31 protein-coding genes, 2 tRNA genes and 2 pseudogenes are annotated in these 22217 nt (G+C 53.3%); 20 read left to right on the top strand and 15 right to left on the bottom strand.

Annotated features, from left to right (window positions below; translation table 11 throughout):
• The first annotated feature begins 444 nt into the window (after positions 1–444).
• From GKE73_RS03305 to GKE73_RS25320, 10 genes are all read left to right on the top strand, one after another.
• Positions 445–1050 (top strand): hypothetical protein, encoded by a 606-nt coding sequence (locus GKE73_RS03305; protein WP_230369085.1) that lies wholly within the window; start codon positions 445–447, stop codon positions 1048–1050.
• The gene (locus tag GKE73_RS03300; RefSeq protein WP_230369084.1) at positions 993–1409 is read left to right on the top strand and encodes a hypothetical protein; all 417 of its coding nucleotides are present in this window, start codon (positions 993–995) and stop codon (positions 1407–1409) included. The genes GKE73_RS03305 and GKE73_RS03300 overlap by 58 nt, the downstream gene beginning before the upstream one ends.
• A 217-nt stretch (positions 1410–1626) precedes the next feature.
• Entirely contained in the window at positions 1627–2226 is a 600-nt protein-coding gene (locus GKE73_RS03295; protein WP_230369083.1) for a hypothetical protein, read from the top strand.
• Positions 2226–2537 carry a hypothetical protein gene (locus tag GKE73_RS03290; protein ID WP_230369082.1) on the top strand — a complete coding sequence of 104 codons (312 nt, stop codon included), beginning with the start codon at positions 2226–2228 and terminating at the stop codon, positions 2535–2537. Before GKE73_RS03295 ends, GKE73_RS03290 begins: the two co-directional genes overlap by 1 nt.
• Positions 2530–3177 (top strand): hypothetical protein, encoded by a 648-nt coding sequence (locus GKE73_RS03285; protein ID WP_230369081.1) that lies wholly within the window; start codon positions 2530–2532, stop codon positions 3175–3177. The genes GKE73_RS03290 and GKE73_RS03285 overlap by 8 nt, the downstream gene beginning before the upstream one ends.
• A 35-nt stretch (positions 3178–3212) precedes the next feature.
• The gene (locus tag GKE73_RS03280) at positions 3213–3704 is read left to right on the top strand and encodes a hypothetical protein (RefSeq protein WP_230369080.1); all 492 of its coding nucleotides are present in this window, start codon (positions 3213–3215) and stop codon (positions 3702–3704) included.
• 224 nt (positions 3705–3928) lie between these two features.
• Positions 3929–4486 carry a DUF4224 domain-containing protein gene (locus GKE73_RS03275; protein WP_230369079.1) on the top strand — a complete coding sequence of 186 codons (558 nt, stop codon included), beginning with the start codon at positions 3929–3931 and terminating at the stop codon, positions 4484–4486.
• Positions 4483–5274: a site-specific integrase gene (locus GKE73_RS03270; RefSeq protein WP_230369078.1), complete on the top strand. Its 792-nt coding sequence runs from the start codon at positions 4483–4485 to the stop codon at positions 5272–5274. The genes GKE73_RS03275 and GKE73_RS03270 overlap by 4 nt, the downstream gene beginning before the upstream one ends.
• Positions 5271–5648, top strand: coding sequence for a tyrosine-type recombinase/integrase (locus tag GKE73_RS03265; protein ID WP_230369077.1), 378 nt, complete (start codon positions 5271–5273; stop codon positions 5646–5648). Before GKE73_RS03270 ends, GKE73_RS03265 begins: the two co-directional genes overlap by 4 nt.
• A gap of 421 nt (positions 5649–6069) precedes the next feature.
• Positions 6070–6294, top strand: coding sequence for a DUF1289 domain-containing protein (locus tag GKE73_RS25320; protein WP_376767266.1), 225 nt, complete (start codon positions 6070–6072; stop codon positions 6292–6294).
• A gap of 20 nt (positions 6295–6314) precedes the next feature.
• Here GKE73_RS25320 and GKE73_RS22340 read toward each other — a convergent pair whose 3' ends face one another.
• Entirely contained in the window at positions 6315–6440 is a 126-nt protein-coding gene (locus GKE73_RS22340; protein ID WP_280954726.1) for a hypothetical protein, read from the bottom strand.
• Between the two features lie 129 nt (positions 6441–6569).
• Between GKE73_RS22340 and GKE73_RS03260 the strand changes: the two genes are divergently transcribed.
• The 4 genes from GKE73_RS03260 (at position 6570) to GKE73_RS03245 (ending at position 9031) form a co-directional block, all read left to right on the top strand.
• On the top strand, positions 6570–7079 hold the full coding sequence (locus GKE73_RS03260) for a methyltransferase (protein ID WP_230369076.1): 510 nt from the start codon (positions 6570–6572) through the stop codon (positions 7077–7079).
• A 141-nt stretch (positions 7080–7220) separates the two neighbouring features.
• A complete protein-coding gene (locus GKE73_RS22335) occupies positions 7221–8282 on the top strand; it encodes a methyl-accepting chemotaxis protein (RefSeq protein ID WP_280954725.1) in 1062 nt (353 codons plus the stop codon).
• 109 nt (positions 8283–8391) lie between these two features.
• On the top strand, positions 8392–8703 hold the full coding sequence (locus tag GKE73_RS03250) for a hypothetical protein (RefSeq protein WP_230369075.1): 312 nt from the start codon (positions 8392–8394) through the stop codon (positions 8701–8703).
• A 130-nt stretch (positions 8704–8833) separates the two neighbouring features.
• A complete protein-coding gene (locus GKE73_RS03245) occupies positions 8834–9031 on the top strand; it encodes a hypothetical protein (protein ID WP_230369074.1) in 198 nt (65 codons plus the stop codon).
• A gap of 108 nt (positions 9032–9139) precedes the next feature.
• Here the strand turns inward: GKE73_RS03245 and mscL are convergent, their stop codons facing one another.
• The 4 genes from mscL to GKE73_RS03225 all read right to left on the bottom strand — a co-directional run bounded on the left by mscL (position 9140) and on the right by GKE73_RS03225 (position 10883).
• Positions 9140–9607 (bottom strand): large conductance mechanosensitive channel protein MscL, encoded by a 468-nt coding sequence (gene mscL / locus GKE73_RS03240; protein WP_230371388.1) that lies wholly within the window; start codon positions 9605–9607, stop codon positions 9140–9142.
• A 152-nt stretch (positions 9608–9759) separates the two neighbouring features.
• The gene (locus GKE73_RS03235) at positions 9760–10485 is read right to left on the bottom strand and encodes a DMT family transporter (RefSeq protein WP_230369073.1); all 726 of its coding nucleotides are present in this window, start codon (positions 10483–10485) and stop codon (positions 9760–9762) included.
• 206 nt (positions 10486–10691) lie between these two features.
• Positions 10692–10767: transfer RNA gene (locus GKE73_RS03230), tRNA-Asn, on the bottom strand.
• Positions 10768–10807: 40 nt separating this feature from the next.
• Positions 10808–10883: transfer RNA gene (locus GKE73_RS03225), tRNA-Asn, on the bottom strand.
• A 218-nt stretch (positions 10884–11101) separates the two neighbouring features.
• Here GKE73_RS03225 and ygfZ point away from each other — a divergent pair.
• The 4 genes from ygfZ (at position 11102) to GKE73_RS03205 (ending at position 14400) form a co-directional block, all read left to right on the top strand.
• Positions 11102–11887 (top strand): CAF17-like 4Fe-4S cluster assembly/insertion protein YgfZ, encoded by a 786-nt coding sequence (ygfZ, locus tag GKE73_RS03220; RefSeq protein WP_230369072.1) that lies wholly within the window; start codon positions 11102–11104, stop codon positions 11885–11887.
• A gap of 90 nt (positions 11888–11977) precedes the next feature.
• Positions 11978–12145 (top strand): hypothetical protein, encoded by a 168-nt coding sequence (locus GKE73_RS03215; protein WP_230369071.1) that lies wholly within the window; start codon positions 11978–11980, stop codon positions 12143–12145.
• A 70-nt stretch (positions 12146–12215) separates the two neighbouring features.
• Positions 12216–12521, top strand: coding sequence for an H-NS histone family protein (locus GKE73_RS03210; protein WP_230369070.1), 306 nt, complete (start codon positions 12216–12218; stop codon positions 12519–12521).
• 178 nt (positions 12522–12699) lie between these two features.
• Positions 12700–14400, top strand: a complete 1701-nt coding sequence (locus tag GKE73_RS03205) for a cyclic-di-GMP receptor FimW-related protein (protein ID WP_230369069.1) — start codon at positions 12700–12702, stop codon at positions 14398–14400.
• Positions 14401–14456: 56 nt separating this feature from the next.
• Here GKE73_RS03205 and GKE73_RS03200 read toward each other — a convergent pair whose 3' ends face one another.
• The 6 genes from GKE73_RS03200 to GKE73_RS03180 form a co-directional block, all read right to left on the bottom strand.
• The gene (locus GKE73_RS03200) at positions 14457–14705 is read right to left on the bottom strand and encodes a hypothetical protein (RefSeq protein WP_230369068.1); all 249 of its coding nucleotides are present in this window, start codon (positions 14703–14705) and stop codon (positions 14457–14459) included.
• Positions 14706–14749: 44 nt separating this feature from the next.
• On the bottom strand, positions 14750–15253 hold the full coding sequence (locus GKE73_RS03195) for a hypothetical protein (RefSeq protein WP_230369067.1): 504 nt from the start codon (positions 15251–15253) through the stop codon (positions 14750–14752).
• Positions 15254–15656: 403 nt separating this feature from the next.
• The gene (locus GKE73_RS03190) at positions 15657–16397 is read right to left on the bottom strand and encodes a YbaK/EbsC family protein (RefSeq protein WP_230371387.1); all 741 of its coding nucleotides are present in this window, start codon (positions 16395–16397) and stop codon (positions 15657–15659) included.
• 259 nt (positions 16398–16656) lie between these two features.
• The gene (locus tag GKE73_RS22330; RefSeq protein ID WP_280954724.1) at positions 16657–17127 is read right to left on the bottom strand and encodes a hypothetical protein; all 471 of its coding nucleotides are present in this window, start codon (positions 17125–17127) and stop codon (positions 16657–16659) included.
• 4 nt (positions 17128–17131) lie between these two features.
• Entirely contained in the window at positions 17132–17779 is a 648-nt protein-coding gene (locus GKE73_RS26440) for a hypothetical protein (RefSeq protein WP_446686322.1), read from the bottom strand.
• A gap of 225 nt (positions 17780–18004) precedes the next feature.
• The gene (locus GKE73_RS03180) at positions 18005–18511 is read right to left on the bottom strand and encodes an Lrp/AsnC ligand binding domain-containing protein (protein WP_230369066.1); all 507 of its coding nucleotides are present in this window, start codon (positions 18509–18511) and stop codon (positions 18005–18007) included.
• A 138-nt stretch (positions 18512–18649) separates the two neighbouring features.
• Between GKE73_RS03180 and GKE73_RS03175 the strand changes: the two are divergent.
• A pseudogene (locus GKE73_RS03175) lies at positions 18650–19958 on the top strand (D-amino acid dehydrogenase).
• 7 nt (positions 19959–19965) lie between these two features.
• Positions 19966–21034 (top strand): annotated as a pseudogene (gene alr, locus GKE73_RS03170) (alanine racemase).
• A 75-nt stretch (positions 21035–21109) separates the two neighbouring features.
• Here the strand turns inward: alr and GKE73_RS03165 are convergent.
• Genes GKE73_RS03165 through GKE73_RS03150 form a run of 4 tightly spaced genes read right to left on the bottom strand, consistent with a single transcriptional unit; the run spans position 21110 to position 22213 of the window.
• Complete coding sequence (locus GKE73_RS03165) at positions 21110–21280, bottom strand: LuxR C-terminal-related transcriptional regulator (RefSeq protein WP_230369065.1); 171 nt, start codon at positions 21278–21280, stop codon at positions 21110–21112.
• Positions 21281–21297: 17 nt separating this feature from the next.
• Positions 21298–21732, bottom strand: coding sequence for a response regulator transcription factor (locus tag GKE73_RS03160; protein WP_230369064.1), 435 nt, complete (start codon positions 21730–21732; stop codon positions 21298–21300).
• Complete coding sequence (locus GKE73_RS03155) at positions 21729–22046, bottom strand: ATP-binding protein (RefSeq protein WP_230369063.1); 318 nt, start codon at positions 22044–22046, stop codon at positions 21729–21731. Before GKE73_RS03155 ends, GKE73_RS03160 begins: the two co-directional genes overlap by 4 nt.
• A gap of 8 nt (positions 22047–22054) precedes the next feature.
• Entirely contained in the window at positions 22055–22213 is a 159-nt protein-coding gene (locus GKE73_RS03150) for a hypothetical protein (RefSeq protein ID WP_230369062.1), read from the bottom strand.
• Between the last annotated feature and the right edge of the window lie 4 nt (positions 22214–22217).

Below are 22217 nucleotides of genomic sequence, written 5' to 3'. Positions count from 1 at the left end.
GACACATACCTGCCATCACGTTCAGTAATAAACCTCAAATTCAAAAACCGCTGTTTCGTGTCTGGTGGGCAGCTTTCGAAACAGGTAGACGGACGGTGATACAGATCGTTAAGGAATTCAACGTCTTTTTGTTCGAGTTCCATAGATGGCTCTCTTAGTTGTGGATTAGCCTGCATTCTGCCGACGGTATTTCTAATTGGCAATGGTCTATTATCCGTAAATTGCTGTTTATATTGATCATTTTTGATTAAATCGTCATTGACAAGCGTTGCGTATCAAGGGTTATAACCATTGGGAAAATAATGAATCACCAGTAAACATAGCTGTGTCGAAAATACAACGCATTCGTTTGAATGGAAGAGTTCTGCTCAGCCAAGTGCGGTAAGCGATACCAGGACAAGGAATAACGAGGCCCGAGCGGCCTCATTTTTTTTGGAGTTCAATATGGACAAGATGCGCGAGGAGTTTGAGGGGTGGTGGAATAGCGAAGGCCAGAAAATTACCACTGGCACCAAGGGAGATGCCTTAATTGCATGGCAATCATCCCGCGCCCAGCCAAGTGACGAGCAATCCTCGGTAGTTGCACATCCTGCCGATAACATTGACACGATAAAAGAAGATCGTGACCGTAACGAGCGCATGTTTTTGGCCGCATGTCAGACGCTGGCGCAAATTAGCGATGCGCTCGGTTTGGATGAGGATGATTCAGACCCGGAAAGCCTGCTTGATGCCATTGCAGAGCTAAAGGCTTCCCAGCCTGCCAGTGAGGTGGTGTCTGAAGTAGTGCGCAAGCTGCGCTACTACGGGGAAGTTACTCCAAGCTGCGAAGATAATCCGACCCGTAAGCTGATGCGCAATGCAGCTGATCTTCTCGCCGCCCCGCCAGCACAGGTGCCGGATGGGTACGCGATAGGTATCGAAGCTGTTGCGAAGATGATCGAAAAAAGGCCGACGATTACGCCGATGAATACGGCTACTCGGACATGGGCAGCTTGTCGTTTGGTGGTGGACCGCATGGTGAGATCAAGCGCGACTACTATTCCGGACTGATTGAACTGGCTGAGGAAATACGCGCCATGCTCGCCGCCGCCCCGCAGTCGAAGGTTGGAGAGCTAACGCGGGCCGCTCAAGACGTTCTGGCCGAGCGCCGCCGCCAAGTCGAGTCGGAAGGATGGACGCCGGAGCATGACGACGAACATGCCCCGCGTATGCTAGCCACCGCAGGAGCCTGCTATGCCATCTTCTGGATGAATGAGAGCAGCAGTCCGCTATCGATCTGGCCATGGGATGAATCGTGGTGGAAGCCGAGTGAAGACCCTCGCCGCAATTGGATTAAAGCGACGGCATTGATGCTTGCCGAAATCGAACGCTATGACCGGGCCGATCAGCAGCCGAAAGGGGGTGAGTGATGAGTGCTACCGCCCGCGTTACCGTAACCCTTGAAATTACAGTGCCTAGCAGTTGGGGTAACGACTGCACCGTTCGACAGATAAAAGACCAAGCCAAGCAATCCGCCGTCGCCAGCGTAGGGCACATGATCCGGGGAAGTGGGCTGAAGGCAAAGGTAATTGGAAGCCCATCTGTTGATCTGGTTGTTGTCCTTGATGAACGGAAAGGATCGAACTAATGGCTATCCATCCTACATTTGAAGGCGACGACTTGTTGCTGATACCGCGCGGACTGATCGGAGCAGCATGTCACGCAATCGACAAAAAGATCGATGCGCCAAAAGTTCTTGCGATGCTCCATGATGTGGCGATGAGTAAGTCAACGTCGCATGAACTACCCCCATGCCCGAAGCCAACTAAGCTGCGTCGGCAACAACGCTGTGATGGTGGCTATGACATGGTTCCGGCTTACAACGTTGAGGAAATGGAAGCATACGCAAGGGCCGCGCTTACCCGCGCCAAGCCTGCCGGTAAGGCGGTTGAGAACAATCCAGTTGGACGCTTTACCGGTAACTTTCATTTCGATGCAAATGGGAAAGCCATATTTGAGGTTAAAGCATATGGAAGCCTACCCACCGTAGGTGCCAAGCTTTACGCCGAACAGCCCGCACAGGTGCCGGATGGCTACGTGCTTGTGCCGATAGATGTCGATGACGAAATGGTTGACGCTGGTTGCTTGGCACTTAGTGGAAGCATCGGCGGGTATGAGGCAGGCAAGGTCTATAAGTGCTGGGATGCCATGCTCGCCTCTGCCCCGCAGCCGAAGGGAGGGGAGTGATGGATATCCAAGCCACAAGGAAGCTGCTGGATCAACTCCAGTCCGAGCGGGATGAATTGGACAGGCTGGTCACCGAGGAACGCACACTTACACTGGATGGCCATCAGGATGGAATCAGCGTTCGAATAGGGTCGGACAGCAGGTCAATTGCTGTAACCGGGATGGATAAAAACTATGCACAGTGCGTGATTCGTGGGCGGGAAATGATCCTGCTTGGGATAAAGAAAGTCTACCGGGCAGCGATTGAATATCAGAAGGCAAAAATCCATGCACTGGAATTGAAGATACGGGAGTCCACCCATCATGACTGACCAAGCCCTGATCGCCCAGCTGCTGGGGGCGCTGAAGCGATTGAAAATCGAAATAGTCCTATCTGACATCGACATGGATTACATCGAATCTCACTTCCGTCCACATCTGGAGGCGGCAGAAGCAGCCATAGCTGCCGCAGAAGGGAGAATGCCGAACGTATACAGCATCGCTGCCGCCGAGGCAGCGCAGCATGTTGCGGCACCTGACCTCGCCACACAGCTTCGCGCACTAGCCCAGCAACACGGATGGAATTTCGTGTGGGCCATGGCACGTCAGATCGAAGATGGCACGAAGACCTGCCACAAGTGCCACAACGGCGGACTGACGCACAGTTCCCGCTGCGTGCATTACGACAAAGCCGAGGAACAAGCCGAAGTAGCTGAGTATCGCGCTCACCAGACCGCCACGCCACCTAATCAGCCGGTGGCCGCGTCAGACGAAGTACAGCGTGCAGTAGAGGCCGAGCGCGAGGCGTGCGCTAGGTTGTGCGAGACGGCTGAGATACCAATCAACATTGACGTATGGATGAGAACAAAGAAGGAGTTATCAGAAGCAACTGCAATCGGACTGGCTGCCGCCATCCGCGCCCGTGGCAACAACAACATCCAGTCGGGCGCCGATTCCTCCGCCTCGCAGTAAAATACTGTCGCTCAGCAACATCGCACCGAGAAAACATGAAACAGATTGCACTTGCTCTGCTGCTGGCTGCTGGATTCGCCGCGGCCAGTGACCTGCCTAATCCTAAACTTACTCCGGGCGCCATCAACCCGGACATTACTCAGTCCAACATCCAGCAAACCGTGTGCGTCAAAGGCTTCACCAAGACCATCCGGCCGCCAGCGTATTACACCAACAAATTGAAAAAGGCACAGATCTCCGAGTACGGCTATGCCGACACGGACCCCAAGCATTACGAGGAGGATCACCTGATTGCCTTATCGATCGGTGGTGATCCGCGTGATGAACGCAACCTGTGGCCGCAGCCCCGCAATAGCGAATGGAGCGCCTCCAAGAAAGACCAATTGGAGTTCGTGCTGTACCGGTCAGTCTGCGACGGAAATGCCTCTCTGGCCGAGGCGCAAAAGGCCATGGCCACGGACTGGATCGCAGCCTACAAGCGATACGTTGTTGGGGGCCGCTACAAGATCAAAGGTCGCGTGGACTAACACGCTACCGTCAACTATTTACCAAGCCGCCACTGAGCGGCTTTTTTCATGGGTAAATCACATGAGAACTGACAGAAAAGTGCTAATAGAGGTGAATGAATAATGGACACCTCACGACTTGGCCCTAACCAGCGCCGTGCGCTGCAGCTGCTACAGCAGTCTCCGGCCTAAGCCTGACTCGTACGGAACTCCAAACCAAGCTGGCCATACCTGATCTTCGCACCATGCAGACCATGCTCAAGGCGCTACGCTTGCGCCAGCTGATTCACACCGCCTCACGGAAGTACGAGTCATTCGGTATTCGATGTCCAGCTTGTCGCGTTTTTATGTATGGACCTGGTAAGGATGCACCTCAACCGACTGCCCTTGGAAATGAAGAGTGCCGCCGCCGCTATAGGGATCGTATCGGCAGGAAGCTTTTCAATCGAGTAACGGAAGCAAGAAAGAAAGGGGCAACGCGTATCGTAATCGATGGCGTCACCGTCTGGCAGAAGGGTATTGGATTCTTCCGGCCCAGCGCTTCCCCCGGAGAAATGAAAGGACCATTCATGGGAAATGTGCGCATGGATATAGAGCAACTTCAGAAGCTAACCGGAAGAAAAACCCGCTCAGCGCAGGCTCGTTGGTTTAAGGCTCACTTTGGCGTTGATGTTCCCTGCGACCAGATAGGGCCAATCATGACTGAGAAGACCTATCAGGATCTTCTCGCAAAACAATGCGGCCTCTATTCCGGACCTATGGCACAACCACAAACGCGGCGACCCGCAGTGAGGACAAGATGAGTAAGCCACGCCAGTCACACCGGAGCCTTACGCTTTCGCGCATCTATATAAAAGGACACCGGTACTATCTTTTTTCCGCTGAGCCGATGATAAGCCCGGATGACGGCAAGTCTAAAAAATGGCATAGCCTATGCCACATTGAAAAGGGGGAGGTCGAAGCAAGACGGCTAGCCCAGCGCATAACAGATCACAATCGTGTTGCTGGCGACGAGGGGAATTTCCCGAGAAATTTCAGGGAATACATGTCCGCAGTCATTTCTGAAAGAGATAAGGAAAGGCCAAAAGAGACCGCCCGGGCAAAGATGCATGACATTGTTAACCGACAGCTGATCAGTTCCTCTGCTGTTATTGAAGATGCATTCTTTGAGTTCGATGTCGATCAGATATTACCTGTCGACGTGGCAAAGTTCGTAGATCAGTGGGAGGGTAGGCGTATGGCTCAGGTATACCATTCACGCCTATCTGATTTTTTTAGATGGGCTTGCCGTAGAGGAATGCGAAGCGATAATCCAGTCCGAGAGGTAAGCATTAAGAAGCCAAAGAGAAGAATGCGGTACCTGACTGATGATGAGTATCAGGCAATACGAAAATGCCTGCTGATCGGGAAGGATGGACGGAAAAACCGTAGCGGGATAATGGTGCAATGCTATATCGATCTCTGCTACCTGATGTATCAGCGAACGACCGAAATTAGACTGCTAAAGTGGGCAGACGTAACGGAAAAGGGATTCTCTTTACCCCTACAAAGACTGAGCGAAGCAGTGGGGCAAAGGTTTTTGTTCCAATGACAGAACAAATATGGTCTGTCTTGGAAATAGCTAGAACGGCATGGTCACAAGGAAGGTCGATCAATGATGATACAAAACGATCGGCCTATGTGATATGCAATGGGAGCGGTGAACCCTACTCAGCTCATGGGATTGGTACAGCATGGACTCGTGCTCGAGCGAGGGCGGGAATCGAAGGTGTAACCCTTAAAGACTTGAGGGCTAAGGCAATGACTGATGCGAAGAAGGCAGGGTACTCTTTGACGCAGATTTCAATCGGTGCGGCACATACAGACGAAGCCATGACTGAGGCCTACATCAAGCTCAGAGAAACGCCAGTCAGCGAGGTAATCATGAGTCTACCAGGCGCCGGAACCGCCAAAGAAACCTTCTAATACCCATGACATGACCAAGCAGTACCAATGGTTTCACGTCGCCTGTCGCCAACAAAAATATTATACTCTCACTAAAGTTTGCTCATTATTTTCAAGTACATGTGCATGTTTGCTGTTGTGCATGGGGTGCAGAGGGTCGGAAGTTCGAATCTTCTCACCCCGACCAAATTCTGTTTAGTAGTAATAAATTAAGCGACTTTTAAAGTCGCTTTTTTTGTTTCTGCTGCCATTAGGCAGATTGGTGCCTGTCATTATCTCTCCAGTATCTCCCATGTGGTTGCAGGCATTCCTGCCATGTAGTGTCTTGTTTTGTTCGCTATTCTTGCGTTAAGCGGTACATAAAACGTTGTGCTTGGTTTGATATGACAAGTGACAACCTGTGCCGTATGCTAACCTTTGTAACTTGTTGACTGGCGTTATCATGATGAAGCGTAGTGTTGATACTCCGTGTATTGCCATTTGTTCTACGGCCTTGGGGGATCAGGTTTGCCGAGGCTGTGCGCGTACTTTTCAGGAAATTACGCAATGGTGTGCGTTGCCAGATCTGGAAAAGGATGCTGTGTGGGAGCGATTGCCAGAGAGGCATGAATGGTTGGGGGTGGCCAGAGCAGCTGGGGTATTGCTGGATATTGTGCAGTTTGCTTAAGCAAAGAATGGGGAGTCTTGCTACGTGCCGATGGCGATGGAGTGTTGTTCCGCCGTAATGAACAGTGCAAGTTTGAGGTGGCCTTTGAGAACGGCCAGAGCCAAGTTCTGGAACAAGATTTTGTGACGCCCGCTGAGGTTGCTCATGCTCTACTGGTGCTGGCGGACTCGCGTGGCTAAAGAGTTTAAGGTGATGGAATATGGCGCAAGATAGTTCTTTGCCTGATTTTTGGGATGTTCGCTATCAAGGTGGTGTGACGCCATGGGAAGGCGGCGTTGTACCGCTGGAAGAAATGGCATTTTTCGCAAGATTGCCTACGGCCTCCCGTATTCTGGTTCCTCGGTTGTGGTAGTGCACATGATGTGCATCGATTGCTGGATTTGGGTCTGAGTGTTGAGGCGATCGATTTTAGCCATGAGGCGATCGCTCAGGCGCGTATCCAGTTGGGGGAACGCGCTGGTTGCTTGGCTCAAGCCGATTTTTTCGCTTTGGAGGCGCATCAACAGTATCTAGCGGTGTTTGAGCGGGCGTTTCTGTGTGCGCTTCCTCTTCGTTGCCGTGCTGACTACGCCAAAAAGATGGCTGACCTGATTGTTCCGGGCGGTTATTTGGCCGGATTTTTCTTTTTGGCCGACAAACCCAAGGGGCCACCCTTTGGAATTTCACTGGCCGAGCTGACTGCATTGTTGGGAAATGATTTTGTTTTGGAAAACAGTGTGTTAATGGATGAAGCCTTGCCGGTTTTTGCCGGTAGTGAGCATTGGATGGTGTGGCGCAGGCTCTGACAATCGCTGTTGGTTTCAATTGTGAGCCTTGGATTGATGTTTTTATCTGCCATAAGCTGGTTTTTTTTGTAGATTCAGGTAAAAATGGCCGACTGGTTTTAAACATACTACAAGAATGGCTGTTTGCGCTAAGGAGTGAGCATGGAGTGGTTCTGGCGTATTTACCGTCTGGTGGAAAAAAATTTCTGGAACACCCTGTCGAAGAAATTGTGTGCTTTTTTCTTTATCAGTGTGTTCCAGTTGGCGATGGTGGGATATGTCTACTATGTCCTCGAAGACATCCGTGCCCTACTAAAAGGTTCGGTGCCATCCGCGGTGGCGTTGGCGACCATCGAACATAGCATTGACAGTGCCATTTTCTGGACCATTACGCTGTGGGTGGTCTGCTTCCTGTTTATCGCCTTTATGGTGTGGTATCTGCGCTACCTGATTGTGCGGCCATTGAAGATGATTATTTCAATCTTTAACGAGATTGGTGCAGGTGAGGGGGATCTCTCCCGCGACATTCCCACGGTCACTTATGATGAAATCCGTGATCTGTCGCTGTCTTATAACCGCTTCCTGACCAAGATGCGGGAAATCATCAGCAATGTCCGGCTCATGACGGTACGCATTGCGATGGATTCCGCGCGAACACGCAAGAATGTGACGGAGTCTTTGGGGAGCGCCCGCCAGCAGGATGAACTGGCTAATCGGGTGCGGGACGCCAGTGACCAGACCACGACCGGCATTAATCAGGTGACCGGGCAGACGCAAGGTATTTCCGCGACCACGCTTTCCAACCTGGATGTGGCGCGCGAATCCTATAGCGAACTCAAGCTGGTGGCGGATCGTATCTATGACATCAGTCAGAAAGTCGGCCACTTTAATCAGACGGTTGATGACCTGAGCGAGCGTTCTGCCAGCATCAAGACAATCGTTGATCTGATCAAGGATATTTCCGATCAGACTAATCTGTTGGCACTGAACGCGGCGATTGAGGCGGCGCGGGCCGGTGAGTCGGGGCGTGGCTTTGCTGTGGTGGCAGATGAAGTACGCAAGTTGGCCGAAAAGGTGAAAACGGCAACGGATGAAATCTCCCACAACATCGATGGCATGTTGGGGTTGGTGTCCGATACCCGGTGGAAACCGGCGAGATTACGCAAGATACCCAGCAGGCGCGTGATGTGGTGTCCCGTGCATCCGATCACTTTGGCAAAATGATGGGCGACTTTGAGTCGACGGCATCGAGTTTGACCGAAATCGCTCATACCATGGAAGACTTTGCTAATACCAATCGCCGGTCAACCATCATGTATCGGAAATTCATGGCTTGAGCCAGATGGTGACGGAGCGGTTGAATTACACCGAGAACGTTGCTGGCCAATTGTCTCTGGCCGCAGAGCAGGTGCAGGAGCTGGTGTCGCGCTTTGTGATCGGTGAGGGTGAGTTTGATCGTGTGGTGAATACTGCCAGAGCTGCCCGTGATGAATTGCAGGATCTTTTGCTGCAGCAGCTTAAATCCGGTCTTAACCTGTTTGATCAGCGTTACCAACCGATTCCGGGGACCTCGCCAGCCAAATACCACACGGCTTACGATAGTCACCGGAACAATTGGTGCAGCCCTACTATGACCGTGTGGTAAAAAATGTAACAGGTGGCCGTTTCTGTCTGTTGGTGGATAGTAATGGTTATGCCCCAACGCACAACAGCTGGTATAGCCGGTACCGTCTGGCGATCGGGAGAAAGATCTGGTCAACAGCCGTGACAAGCGGTTGTTTAACGATCCAGCCGGGCTGAAATCTGCCAAAAATACGCTGCCGTTCCTGTTGCACACCTACATTCGCGATACCGGCGAAGTGCTGTCGGAAATTGCATTGCCGATTGTGCTGGATGGTCGGCCGTGGGGAGCGTTGCGAGTTGGGTTTGACCCCAACAGCTTGTTGGATGGCATTGGCAAAGCACGTGAATAACGCGTGCAATTTGCAAGGTAAAAAAGGAGGCATATGCCTCCTTTTTTGTATAAGCAAAATGGCTCAAGGTTGGCCGAATCCGGTTTCGGCCAACCTTGCTTGGTGGGGTTAACTATTTAATTCGGATGTGCAATGCGGGCAGCGCGTGGCTTGTTCCGGGATGGTGGACAAGCAATATGGGCAGTCCTTGGTGGTAAGCCCGGCAGGAGCAGCTTCTTTTGGCGTTTCACGCTTGAGTCGGTTAATCGCTTTTACCAGCATGAAAATGGCGAAGGCCACGATGGTAAAGCTGACCAGTGCATTGATGAACAAACCGATATTCAGCGTGACGGCGCCAGCTGCTTTGGCGGCGGCAACCGAGACATATGGCCCAGCTTGTTTGCTACCTTCTTTCAGTACTACAAACAGATTGGAAAAATCGACATTTCCGATCAGCAGGCCTATCGGTGGCATGATGATATCGTCAACCAGCGATTTCACGATGGACCCAAATGCTCCGCCAATCACCACACCCACTGCCAGATCAACAACGTTGCCTTTAACGGCAAATTCTTTGAACTCTTTTAATACCGACATACTCACTCCTTGTTGTGCGTGAGACAGGTTCATCAATTTTTCAATGGCATATTGATAATACGTTACATGGCAAACGCGTCCAAGAAGCTTGTTGCCCGCCTGTGATCTGTTGGTTGAGTAGTTATGGTTCTGCCACCATTTCTTGCTTGTGCTCAATGCTTTTTCGCGGAGAGGGTTCCAAGTAACGCGCCGCCCAAAATCAAGATCACGGCAACAAGAACCGTACTGTTTAATTGGCCTTGCCCAGAGATGACCGGGAGCATGGTTGAAAGCAGTGGTGTGATGTAGGAAAGGGCGCCGATTTGGCGAGGGTCGCCTTCCTTGAGTGCTCTATCCCACAGGAAGAAAGCTCCGCCCATTGGTCCCAAGCCCAGCAATCCTAACGAGAGCCACTGGTTCGTTGTGGGGGATATGGTGGGTTCAAAGGCGGCGTGGCAGGCCAAAGATAACAGTCCGGAAATCAGGCAAAATCCGCCGACCGCACTATTGGGAAAAGGTGGCAGGCGGCGAGTCATAAGGCTGAATGTTGACCAGATGATCGCGGCGCCAATGGCCAGTAGATAGCCACTCAGATACTGATACGAAAGTGCCAGTTTACCGCCGGTGACAATCAGTCCTGCACCAAGAAATCCAAGAATACTGCCAAATACATGGCGGCGTGTCAGGTGGGTGCCGGGCAAAATGATGGGCGATAAGGTAACGATGAGCAGCGGCCACAAGTAATTCAGTAAATTGGCTTCCATGGTAAGCGCATGGCGAAAGGCAAAAAACAACAAAAAGTGGTAACCGAACAAACCATAGATGCCGACTAACAGGGTGAAGGGAGGTACCCGCCATTCTTTCAGTCGGTGTAAACCAAGCAGACTGCCAATTACCAAACTGATTCCGACAACAAAAAAGGGGGCAATGTTTTAGTGAGTGCACCCAGCGTGGCAAGTGATGCCCACAACAGAATGGCACCCGAGGCGAAGAGAACCGGCTTGGAAGTCATTGTTTATGCTATGGAATAATCGGGTGGATTGTGCAATGGTAATAGAGAAATGAAAAACGCCGTGAATTACTTGGAATTCACGGCGTTAAATCTTGGCTCCCCGAGCAGGGCTCGAACCTGCGACCTGCGGATTAACAGTCCGTCGCTCTACCAGCTGAGCTATCAGGGAATAATACTTTAAAACCACTCATTACACCTTATGAGAAAGGTGGCTCCCCGAGCAGGGCTCGAACCTGCGACCTGCGGATTAACAGTCCGTCGCTCTACCAACTGAGCTATCAGGGAATTGAGTGAAGGCGAACTATACATAGTTGTTTGCGATGTGTCAACGCCTTCTTGTGCGCCGTGCATGTGAGCGCTTGGGGTAACGACTAATAAACTAAATAAATTATCAAATTTATTCTTCTGTTTTTATTGGTGGAGACTAAGATAGCTAGTGACGCTGGAGCATGCAGCGGTAAGATAGTAATCGTTAAATAAAGTATTACGGTGAGTAGACAGTGATGATAAATGGCGAATGCATGACATGGTTGCAGAAACATCAAGGTACCTTAAAGGATGACTGCCGCGTGGTTTTCCCTGATCAGTTATCACAAGTTGCGGCACTCAGAAATGCTTCTGTCGTGAGTTGTCTGGTTGATTTCAGTCTGATTCGCGTCGAGGGAGACGATGCTCTGACTTTCTTGCAGGGGCAGCTATCCAGTGATGTTCGTGAGGTTAATGGTAGTCATGCCCAATACAGCAGCTATTCGACGGCCAAAGGGCGGATGCTGGCGAGTTTTCTCATTTGGCATCATCAGGATGCCTATTGGCTTATGGTTTCCAGCGATATAGCTGATGCGATTGTTCGCCGATTATCCATGTTTGTTTTGCGCTCAAAAGTTAAAATTACCCGGCAAGCTGACTGGAGTTTAATTGGCTTGCAAGGTCCGGTGGCGGATCAGTGGGTGCATGGTATGCATCCGGATAAGGCACTCGACAGAGGTATGGTGTTGTCTGTAGACGGCCGCGTTGTTGTCGTTTTACCCGGCCAAGGTTATGTATTAGCCGTTGAGGGCAATGCTCGATTGGTTGAAAAGGTTTTGGAACAGCCGTCATTGATGCCTGTAGGCACAGATGTATGGTGTTTGCGTGATATTGATGCGGGCATTGCGTGGGTTAGATTGGCGACACAGGAGCAGTTTGTGCCACAGATGGCTAACATGGAAAAGATAGGAGCGGTCAGCTTTAAAAAAGGTTGTTATCCTCGGCCGGAAATTGTGGCGCGAGCTCAGTACCGGGGAAAATGAAGAGACGGTTATTTAAGGTTTCTTCTACCAATAGCACTGGTTGCTGGCGCAAAACTGTTTAGCCCCGGCGTAGCTGATCAGTCTATTGGCATGGTTGTTTCAGGTTGTGCGGTTGGTCAAAACCGTTATGAAGGATTGGCGGTGGTGCAAGCTGGCTGCTGGGATGATGGTATTTATCTGGATCAGAATTATTCGGGTACATTGGAGAAAATGTCATTGCCTTACGATACTGAAGTAGAGGAAAATAAAGACAGTTAGTTCTTGACTGGTTGTTATTGGTATGGCTATTCTAAAAAAGAAACTGGGTTGATTAAATAGGGATATAAAAATGAATCTTTCTGAACTGGGTTTTACTGAGCTGGTAGCTCTGAAGGCTGATGTTGAAGCTGAGATTAAACGTCGTGAGTCTGAAGAAAAAGCCAAGGCCAAAAAACAGATTGTTGAGTTGGCTCGTGCCTATGGATTGAGCGTGGAAGAAGTGTTGGGTAAAACCGGATCTACTCGTAAGCCGGTAGAAGCCAAGTACCGCAACCCGGCTGATCCGGATGTTACCCGGACTGGTCGTGGCCGGAAGCCGGTATGGGTGCAACAGTTGTTGGCTAGCGGCAAGACCTTGGAAGATTTGGCCATTTGAAGATCCACCAAAGGGTCTGGTAGTCCGGAGAAGGCGTCTGCTACAGGCAGACGCTTTTTCTTTAATATTGGCGTCTGATGTTCTTTCCTGTTCATCTACACTTTAAATACTTGTAGTATGGCGTGGTAGTCATGGCAGTGGTCTTCATAGGCGATTTTCATCTGAGAGTGAAGCTAAAATGCTGGATTTTTTCTCACGGAGTGTAAAAACCAAGTCGGATCCGTTGGCTGACGGAGCGTCGGCAAAGGCTTATGTTGACTCCTTGAAGAAGGAGTTCGGCCTAGGGGCTCATGATCGGGTGACGGAAATCATGGCCGAGCTGAATGAGGGCTCGGTGCCGGTTTCTGCAGGTTTGGTTGAGGCGGTTCTTACCCTAAACACGGAGTCGCACGGATTGCACGAGACCTTGTGTGGCCAGTATGTGATGAATGCTCGCATTCCCAAGATACTGGAAGGGCAACTGCGTGCGCAGATTCTCAGCTATGGCCGACAGTTTCTTGCGTTTTACCAGTCTGTTCTGTCTGATGGACTCGACGGTTCGTTGGCATCCGGTCAGCTGCCGTTGATCCCGGCTAGAATGATGCATTATCGTCAGGAGTACGCACGCTGGCAGTTGCTGCGGCATTTCTCTCCCGATGAGGGATTCTGGCTGGAGGTGCATAAGCTTTATCAGTTTGCCGAACGGCAGGCGATGGAAGCGTCGCCGGTCTTTTTGTTTGGCGAGCAGGGCGTGGCGACAACAGTGCAGGATCAATATCTTATTATGTTGATGCTGACACTGTTGGATAGTGGCAACTTGCCCATGCGGCAGGTTAACTTTGCCTATGAATTGCTGACTTTGGTATCCAACCGGATGTCCATCACAGCGTCTTTTGCCAGTAATTCCAGCTTTGTGGTGCTCTTGAGCGAGGACAAACCTGCCGGGCGGGCCGATGCACGTTTCTCTGGTGGCGATGCCCGCTTCTGGAGTACGGCGGAAGTGGTGGAGATTCTGCATGGCTGGGCGCTTGTGCTTGAGGGCGGACGGGTGCCTGCCGAAATCAAGCGGCTGATTGAACCGGGGATTGACGCCAATCTGCTACGGCTGTTGTGTCGTGAATGGGCACCGAAACCGATGTTATTCCAGCGGGCCGAGCGGATCAGTGTCAAGGATCGTAAGATCGAGGTAACGCACCGCTTGCCTGTGCTGCATAAATTGATCCGCCAGCCCGACGAGGTTGCGTTACAGCATCAGAATCGACAGGCGGCGACAGAGACGTTTGATGATGCTGCCAATATCCGTATCTATGGATTTATCACCAATCGGAAAAGAGATCGCTCGCCTCTTGGCCCGGCTTCTGCTGATGCCATCATTGCTCCTGTGCAGGAAAAATTTCCTGAGTGGGAGTTATCCAACATCAGCCAGACAGGGCTTGGGGTTTCGTTGGGGGCTGTCGGGAATGAATGGGTTGGGCTTGGCCATCTGATCGGGTTCCGGAGTAGTCGTGAGGCGGCGACACGGAGTCTGGGGATGATCCGTCGACTAAAACATTTACCCAAAGAGCGGGTCTATTTAGGTATCGAGACGCTGTCGCATCGGCCGGTGGCGGCAGCGATTCGGCCAACTGATGTCCGGTTGATTGATCCTTCTTTACCGGAGGATCAGGTCTGGCAGGGCGGGCATATTGCGTTGTTTGTACCGTTTAATCGGCAAGGGAAAAGTATCAATACCCTGATCATGCCGGTGTCGGTTTACATGCTGGGCAAGCAGTTTTATATGACGGCCAAAGGCAAGCATTTTCAGATTGCGCTGGGGAAAGTGCTGGAGAAGGGCAGTGACTGGTGTATGGCGGAGATTGAACTGGTCAGGTCACTGGAGCATCTGCCTCTCGGCGTATGACGCTGACGATGTCCAGCTCTTTTGCGTAAGCCTGCCGGTGATGTGGATGGCGTCGGCTAGCGGATGGTTTGCTTACCACTTGGAGAGCTTCCTTTGTCGCTGACAAAGGCGGCTCTTTTCATTTCTGCTAGACAACGGCCCAGATGGCCATGATAAGCCAGAATGATGACTCCCATCATGATCTGGGAGGTGTTTTTTTCTTTCTGTAAGGCTTGGCGCAAGGCGCTTTGTGCCGATTCCTGACGGGCTAGTTGTTCTTCCAGCTGTGCCCGTGCGGTGTCCTGTTCGGCCAACGATTGCAGCATCGCCTCGCCACTGATTTCGCTGATGTGTTCCCGATCCCAAACCCCTAAGAGCTTGTTGATCTTATCCTGAAAAAACAGGGCGCTGCGTTGGTTTGCATCCTGCCACTCAAATTGAAACCCCGGCTGGCGTAGAAAGCATTGCGCTGGAGTCGTTCTTCTTCCGTCACGGTGGAGGAGAGTGTGATCAGGCCGGGATTGACGGTGTAGTCAGGATAGATGCCCTTGACCCAACTGATGGTCAGACCAAACAGGTAGGTAGCGAGGCCAGTGCCATGGAACGCTTCACTGGCGGTAATGCCGCCACGCGGGCCGAAGGTAACCGAACGGCTGGGATGGTCCACCCGGACCCACGCGCAGTTCTGTGTGGCGTGAAAGTGGGCGTCATCGCCTGTGAACGGTTGCCATTCATGACCTTCTGCCTGAGCATAGCCACGAAATTGCAACCGGAAAAAGTCGGACTGGCCGGTCATGGCGCGGCTACGGTGCAGGATGCCGTATACCGGAGCACCTTGCCCGGTCAGAACCAGCACAGTTTCGCCTAGCGGCATGGCCGGGCCGCCAGTGTATTTTCGTTTTCCGGCGCCCGTGGTGTGTCTTCCGGAACTTCGTTGACCGGGGCGGAATTATAGGGGCTGGTGCTGTTCATGGGTCACGATCATTGAGGTGATGCCACAGAGTTGTGCAGAAGCGCCTGTATGGCGTGCGCTTGTGCCTGTATTCAGTGCAAAGTGTGATGGATAGGGCCTGAATTTACCGTACAGCATTACAAAATGCCAAAGTTAGTAACAGTGATGCCAGAGTTCTATTTGGCAATATGACGAATTTTTTCGTGCTTGCCTAGCGTTGACGGTCTGAAACTGTTGTTTCTACAGGTATTTTAGCCACTGCCGTGATGATAGAGCGAGCTGTTGGCATAAAGGTGGCTGAATCTGGCACAGGCTTTGCTATTTGTTAGCTGTAACCCCGGTGGCGCCGGGTTTGCGAGTGAGTCTGTCCCGTTGCATTCTGCGGCTTAATAATGTGCATCAAGCCGGGCACGGAGCTGAGTCTCCAGGGCCATTTTTTTGTCTGATACTCAGACGTTGTATGCGGCGGGGCAATGAGTTCGGCCAACCTTTCGCGGTCAGGTTGGCCGAAAATCAGCGTCATGGGGCCTTGGCTGGCCGCAATGAGCCAGCTTGCTATCCAGTTCAGTCGTCGTACGGTCTTCAGGCGGTCAAGGTGTCTTCGACTGGTTGGCAGGCATCGACCCATTGTCCCGCGGTCAGGGTTTCCAGTTGCGCCAGGGCTAAGTCGTACCGCGCTGTGTACGGCGCTCGGAAGCAGGCAGCACTTCGTCAAATGCGCGCAGTGACACATCAAGGTAAACCGGCAGAGGTGTGGCCGGCCGAACGGGCAAACACCGCCGACAGGATGGCCAGTAATGGCTTCGACTTCAGCGCTAGGCAGCATTTTGCCTTTGCCGAATGCCGTCTTGAACTTGCGATTGTCGATTCGGGCGTCGCCGCGTGCGACCAGCAGGATGTCGCGGCCATCATTGAGGCGAAACGCCAGTGTCTTGGCGATACGACCTTCTTCCACGCCATGAGCTTGTGCCGCCAAGGCGACGGTGGCGGTGCTGACTTCGAGTTCAATGATGGGGAGATTCAGTTGGCGGGCGGCAAAAAAGGCGCGAACGGATGCAAGACTCATGGCGGTGATGGTGTGACGGATGAATGAAGCGTCCAAGTATAAGACCTTGCGCCGACGTTAATAAAGTCACAATAAGGCCATGGCTGGCTGAGCGATGGTGATGGCCGCTGGATATGAAAAGAGGCTCTGCAGAGCCTCTTTGTGGTGAAACTGGCGCGAGTGAAGCGCCACATTTGGCGTGTTACCAGTTGCTTTCGCGATCCGGCGTGGCCGTGATCTTGTGGATGGCCGGTCGGCGCCGTTGTATTCGTCTTCTTCATCAAGCCGGATGCCAACGGTGCGGCGCAGCAGACCATAAACCAGATAACCACCAATAAAGCCAACGCTGATACCACCGAGCGTGCCGATGATTTGCGAGATCAGGCTCACCGCGCCGGTGCCGCCCAAAGCATGTTGGCCGAAAATGCCGGCATGGCGATCCCCCCCAGGTGCCACACAGGCCATGCAGTGGCCAGACGCCCAGTACGTCATCAATCTTCCAGCGGTTTTGCGTCAGGGTAAACAGCCAGACAAACAGCATGCCTGCTACCGCGCCAACGACCAGTGCGCCGACGGGGTGCATGATGTCGGAGTAAGCGCAGACCGCCACCAAACCTGCAAGCGGGCCGTTGTGAATAAAGCCCGGGTCATCCTTGCCGAGCCACATGGCGGTCAGCGTGCCGCCGACCATGGCCATCAGCGAGTTGACGGCGACCAGCCCGGAAATGCCTTCCAGCTTTTGTGCGCTCATCACGTTAAAGCCGAACCAGCCAACGATCAGAATCCGGGCGCCCAACGCCGGAAGGGAATGGAGGACGGCGGATGCGCAGAGACGCGGCCTTCCTTGCTATAGCGGCCACGGCGTGCGCCGAGATTGAGTACGGCCGCCAGGCCGATCCAGCCTCCCACTGCGTGAACGACCACTGGTAAGCAAAGTCATGGAAAGGTTGGCCGAACGCATGGGTCAACGCGTCCTGAATGCCGTAGTGGTTATTCCGGGCGATGCCTTCAAAGAACGGATACACCAAACCAACCAGCAGGAAGGTGGCGGCTGATTGCGGATGGAACTTGGCGCGCTCGGCAATGCCCCCTGAGACGATGGCCGGGATGGCGGCCGCAAAGGTCAGCAGGAAGAAAAATTTCACCAGCTGATAGCCATTGAGCTGGCTCAGTTCGCTGGCATTGCCAAAAAAGTTGACGCCATAGGCCACGGTGTAGCCAACAAAGAAGTAGGCGATGGCGGAAACGGCAAAGTCGGTAAGGATCTTGACCAGCGCATTGACCTGGTTCTTTTTGCGAACCGTGCCCAGCTCCAGAAAGGCGAAGTAAGCGTGCATGGCCAGAATCATAATGGCGCCCAGTAGCAGAAACAGGACGTCAGATGAAGTGATGTGATTTGACATGGTGCTTCCCGTGCGATGTGGTTGGGCACGGTTAAGCAATTTTGGTGCCATTTATGGTGTTGCGGCACTGTTGTGAGGCTTTTTGCGGGGTTGTGGCGCCACATTTGGGTGCGGTGGGTAATTTTTTGCCTGTTAATGCCGCGCTTTGGTGCCTTTCATGCACTTAACTGGTGTTTTGTTGGTGCAATGATTTATTTTGGTGCAACTCGGTAATGATTATGTCATTCATGGCGCGCGCGTGCTCTGTTCCGGTAACGGCAGCATCAGGGTTTCCTTCACTTCTTCCATGACAACATAGCTGCGCGATTCATTGGCCGATGGCAGTTGCAGCAGGATGTCGCCCAGCAGTTTGCGGTACAGCGACATGTCGGGCAGGCGTGCCTTGATCAGATAGTCGTATTCGCCCGACACCAAATGGCACTCCAGTATCTCCGGAATATTCTGAATTTCCCGGCGGAAGGCATCGAAGATGTTGCCTGACTTGGCCGCCAGCTTGATTTCCACAAAGACCAATAGCGAGTTACCCATGGCGTGCGGGTTGAGCCGTGCGTAATAGCCTTCGATGATGCCATCGCGTTCCAGCCGACGGACGCGCTCGGTGCATGGCGTGGTGGACAGGCCCACTTTTTCGGCCAACTCGGTCATGGCGATGCGGCCGTTTTTTTGCAGCAGTCGCAGGATTTTGAGATCGATCTTGTCCAGCTGTTTGGACGGGGTTTTTATGCTTTTCATGTTTTCACTATTTTTAGTATAAAAAACAAGGATATTAATTATGTAATTAAAAATATTTGGTGAATAAAACTGCTTTTAACTAAATATACTACACAAAATCACTAAACACAGTGCGTGTGTCTATAACGGAGAGCGGAAATGAAGGTTATTGTCACGGGTGGCGGTGTAGTGGGCGTGTCGACTGCCCGGTATCTGGCTAAGGCAGGGTGCGAGGTAACGGTGCTGGAACGTCAGGATGGCGTGGCACTGGAAACCAGTTTTGGCAACGCCGGGCAGATTTCTCCGGGATATTCCGCCCCGTGGGCCGCGCCGGGTATTCCCCTGAAAGCCATCAAGTGGATGTTCCAGAAACATGCACCACTGGCGATCAGCCTCGGACGGCAGCCTTTATCAGCTGAAGTGGATGGCCATGATGTTGGCCAACTGCAACGAGTCGGCTTACGCTCTCAACAAGAGCCGCATGATGCGCCCGGCCGAATACAGCCGTGACAAGATCAAGGAGTTGCGTGCCGAAACCGGCACGGGCTACGAAGGTCGTCAAGGCGGCACGCTGCAGCTGTTCCGCTCGCAAGCACAGCTGGATGCGATGGAGAAAGACATCGCCGTATTGAAAGAGTGCGGCGTGCCGTTCAATGCGGTTGATCCGGATGGTTGTGCACGTATTGAACCGGCTTTGGCCAAGGTCAAACACAAGCTGACCGGCGGCCTGCAATTGCCTAACGACGAAACCGGCGATTGCAATCTGTTTACTACCCATCTGGCGGAACAGGCTCGCCTGAAAGGGGTGCAGTTCCTGTTTGGCCAGCACATTACTGCCATTGAAAACGATGGCCAGCGCATTACCGGTATCCGCGTCGGCAATGAACTGCATACCGCAGATCATTACGTGGTGGCGCTGGGTAGTTATTCGCGTGATCTGCTCAAGTCGTTGGCCATTGATATTCCGGTGTATCCGGTCAAGGGCTACTCGTTGACGGTGCCGATCACCAACCCGGCGGCCGCACCGGTGTCCACCGTGCTGGATGAAACCTACAAGGTAGCCATCACCCGTTTTGACAACCGCATCCGTGTGGGCGGTATGGCGGAATTGGCTGGCTACAATCTGGAACTGAAACCGGCTCGTCGCGCCACGCTGGAGATGGTGGTGGGCGATCTGTATCCGGATGGTGGCGATATCCCAGCTGCTACGTTCTGGACCGGCTTGCGCCCGATGACGCCGGATGGTACGCCGATTATTGGTGCCACCCGTTTTGCCAACCTGTCGCTCAATACCGGTCACGGTACGCTGGGTTGGACCATGAGCGCAGGCTCCGGCAAGGTGATGGCCGATTTGGTTACCGGCGTGAAACCGGAAATCAGCACCGACGGATTGTCGATTCAGCGCTATGCGCGTGGTAGCCAGCCGTCTGTATCTGCCGTGGGTGGTTCTGCCCACGCCGGAGCGTGAGGCGGCAATGCGACCACTGATTGCAACCATTCGTCTGGAGCGTTTCCGTCAGAACTACCTGCTGGCGCGCCAGCAACATGGCGGTCGTGCTCTGGCCGTGGTCAAAGCCAATGCCTATGGACACAACGCCGTGCGCTGTGCCCAGGGCGGTGGCCGATGTCGCCGACGGCTATGCCGTGGCCTGCCCGGAGGAAGCGCTGGAGTTGCGCGCTGCTGGCATCAGCCAGCCCATTGTCTTGCTGGAAGGCCTGTTCGAACCGGCAGAGTTGGCCGAAGTCGAACGGCACGATATCTGGTTTGTGGTGCAGAACGATGCGCAGTTGGCCATGATTGCAGCGGCTCGTCCGGCCAAACCTTATACCGTGTGGCTGAAGCTGGATTCCGGCATGCATCGTGCCGGTTTCTTCCCGCACGACTACGCGGCAGCGTACCAGCGCCTGATGGCTACCAGCAACGTGGCGCGCATCGTCAAGATGACCCATTTTGCCCGTGCCGACGAACCCGCCTTGCCGTGCACGCAGGCTCAGGTTGAAACCTTCGATGCCGCCTGCCGCGGTTTGGAGGGCGATGAAAGCATTGCCAATTCGGCAGCCATCTTGTGCCATGAGCGTACGCACCGGCAGTGGGGACGGCCCGGCATTATCCTGTATGGTGCTTCGCCGCTACCGCAAGGTTACTCTCAGGGCGATGGCTTCTTGCCGGTGATGCGCCTGACCACGCGGGTATTTGGCGTGCGTGAGTTGGCCGCGGGTGAGGCGATTGGCTATGGTGGCACTTTTGTTACTCAGCGCCCGACGCGCGTTGGCCTGATTGCCTGTGGCTACGCCGATGGTTATCCGCGGCTGGCTTCGACCGGCAGCCCGGTGGCGGTCAATGGTCAACGTACACAGGTGATTGGCCGTGTTGCCATGGACATGATGACGGTCGATCTGACTGATCTGCCGAGCGCGGGGCTGGGCAGTGAAGTGGAGCTGTGGGGCGATACCGTCCACGTCAATGAAGTGGCCGCCGAGGCCGGAACGATTGCTTACGAAGTGCTGTGTAACGTGAAGCGTGCGCACATGCAGTTCGAATAAGATCCCTTGTGTGTTTGTGTACTACTAGCAGACGTTTGCCCGGCCTTGCGCCGGGCTTTTTCTTGTAGCAAACGCTCAGCCTTTTTGCTGACGGTAGGACATGATGGCCTGCACCAGATCAGCAATGGAACGCGCCCCCATCTTGTCCATCATCTTGCCGCGGTGTGCTTCCACCGTTTTGATGCTGATGCCCAGATCATCGGCAATCACCTTGTTCATCTTGCCATCCACCACCTTGTCCAGCACCTCGCGTTCGCGCGTGGTCAGCGAGGCGGGCGCTCTTCGAACTGGCCCAACACCGCATCGTGTGCCTGACGCGAGCGGCTGATGGCCAGAGCACTCTCCACCGCATCCAGCAGCGCCTGTTGGTTGAAGGGTTTTTCCAGAAAATCATGGGCACCGCGTTTGACGGCCTGCACCGCCATCGGCACATCACCGTGGCCGGTAATGAAGATCACTGGCCACGGGTTGTCGCGCGCGATCAGTTCTTCGTATAGCTCCAGCCCGCTCATGCCGGGCATGCGGATATCGACGATCAGGCAGCCCACGCCGCGCGGGACGAAGGCGGCCAGTAGGGATTCGGCGCTGTCGTGGCAAACCACCCGGTAGTCATGGCTTTCCAGCAGCCACACCAGCGAGTCACGAAATGCTTCGTCGTCGTCGACGATGTGGATCAGGGGTGATTGCGGATGTTTCATGTTTCAGCGACGGGTAAGGTGAATCGGAAAATACTACCACCTCCGGCGTTGTCTTCCACCCAGAGTTGGCCTTCATGGAATTCGATGATGGTGCGGCAAATGTTCAGACCCATGCCCATGCCTTCTTTCTTGGTGGTGAAGAAGGCATCGAACAGCCGCTCTTTCAGGTCCGGCGGGACGCCGTAGCCGTGGTCGGCGATGGCGACTTCCACCCGCCGCGCGGTCAACAGGCGGGCGCTGATGTCGAGGGCGCGCTGATTGGTGGCGACATCCTGCATCGCTTCGATCCCGTTTTTCACCAGATTGAGCAGCACTTGTTCAATCAGGATGGGATCGACGAATACCGGCGGCAGATCGACCGGAATATGCAGGTTGAGCGTGGTACTTTGCTTAAGCGCGATTCGATTTCGGCAATCGACAGCGCGGCTTCGACAATGTCCGGCAGGGCGCAGGCTTTGCGATTGGGCTCGCTCTGTTTCACGAAC

Source organism: Paludibacterium denitrificans, from assembly GCF_009707705.1.
Classification (GTDB): Bacteria; Pseudomonadota; Gammaproteobacteria; order Burkholderiales; family Chromobacteriaceae; genus Paludibacterium_A; species Paludibacterium_A denitrificans.
This window is presented reverse-complemented; position numbering and strand designations above follow the sequence as displayed.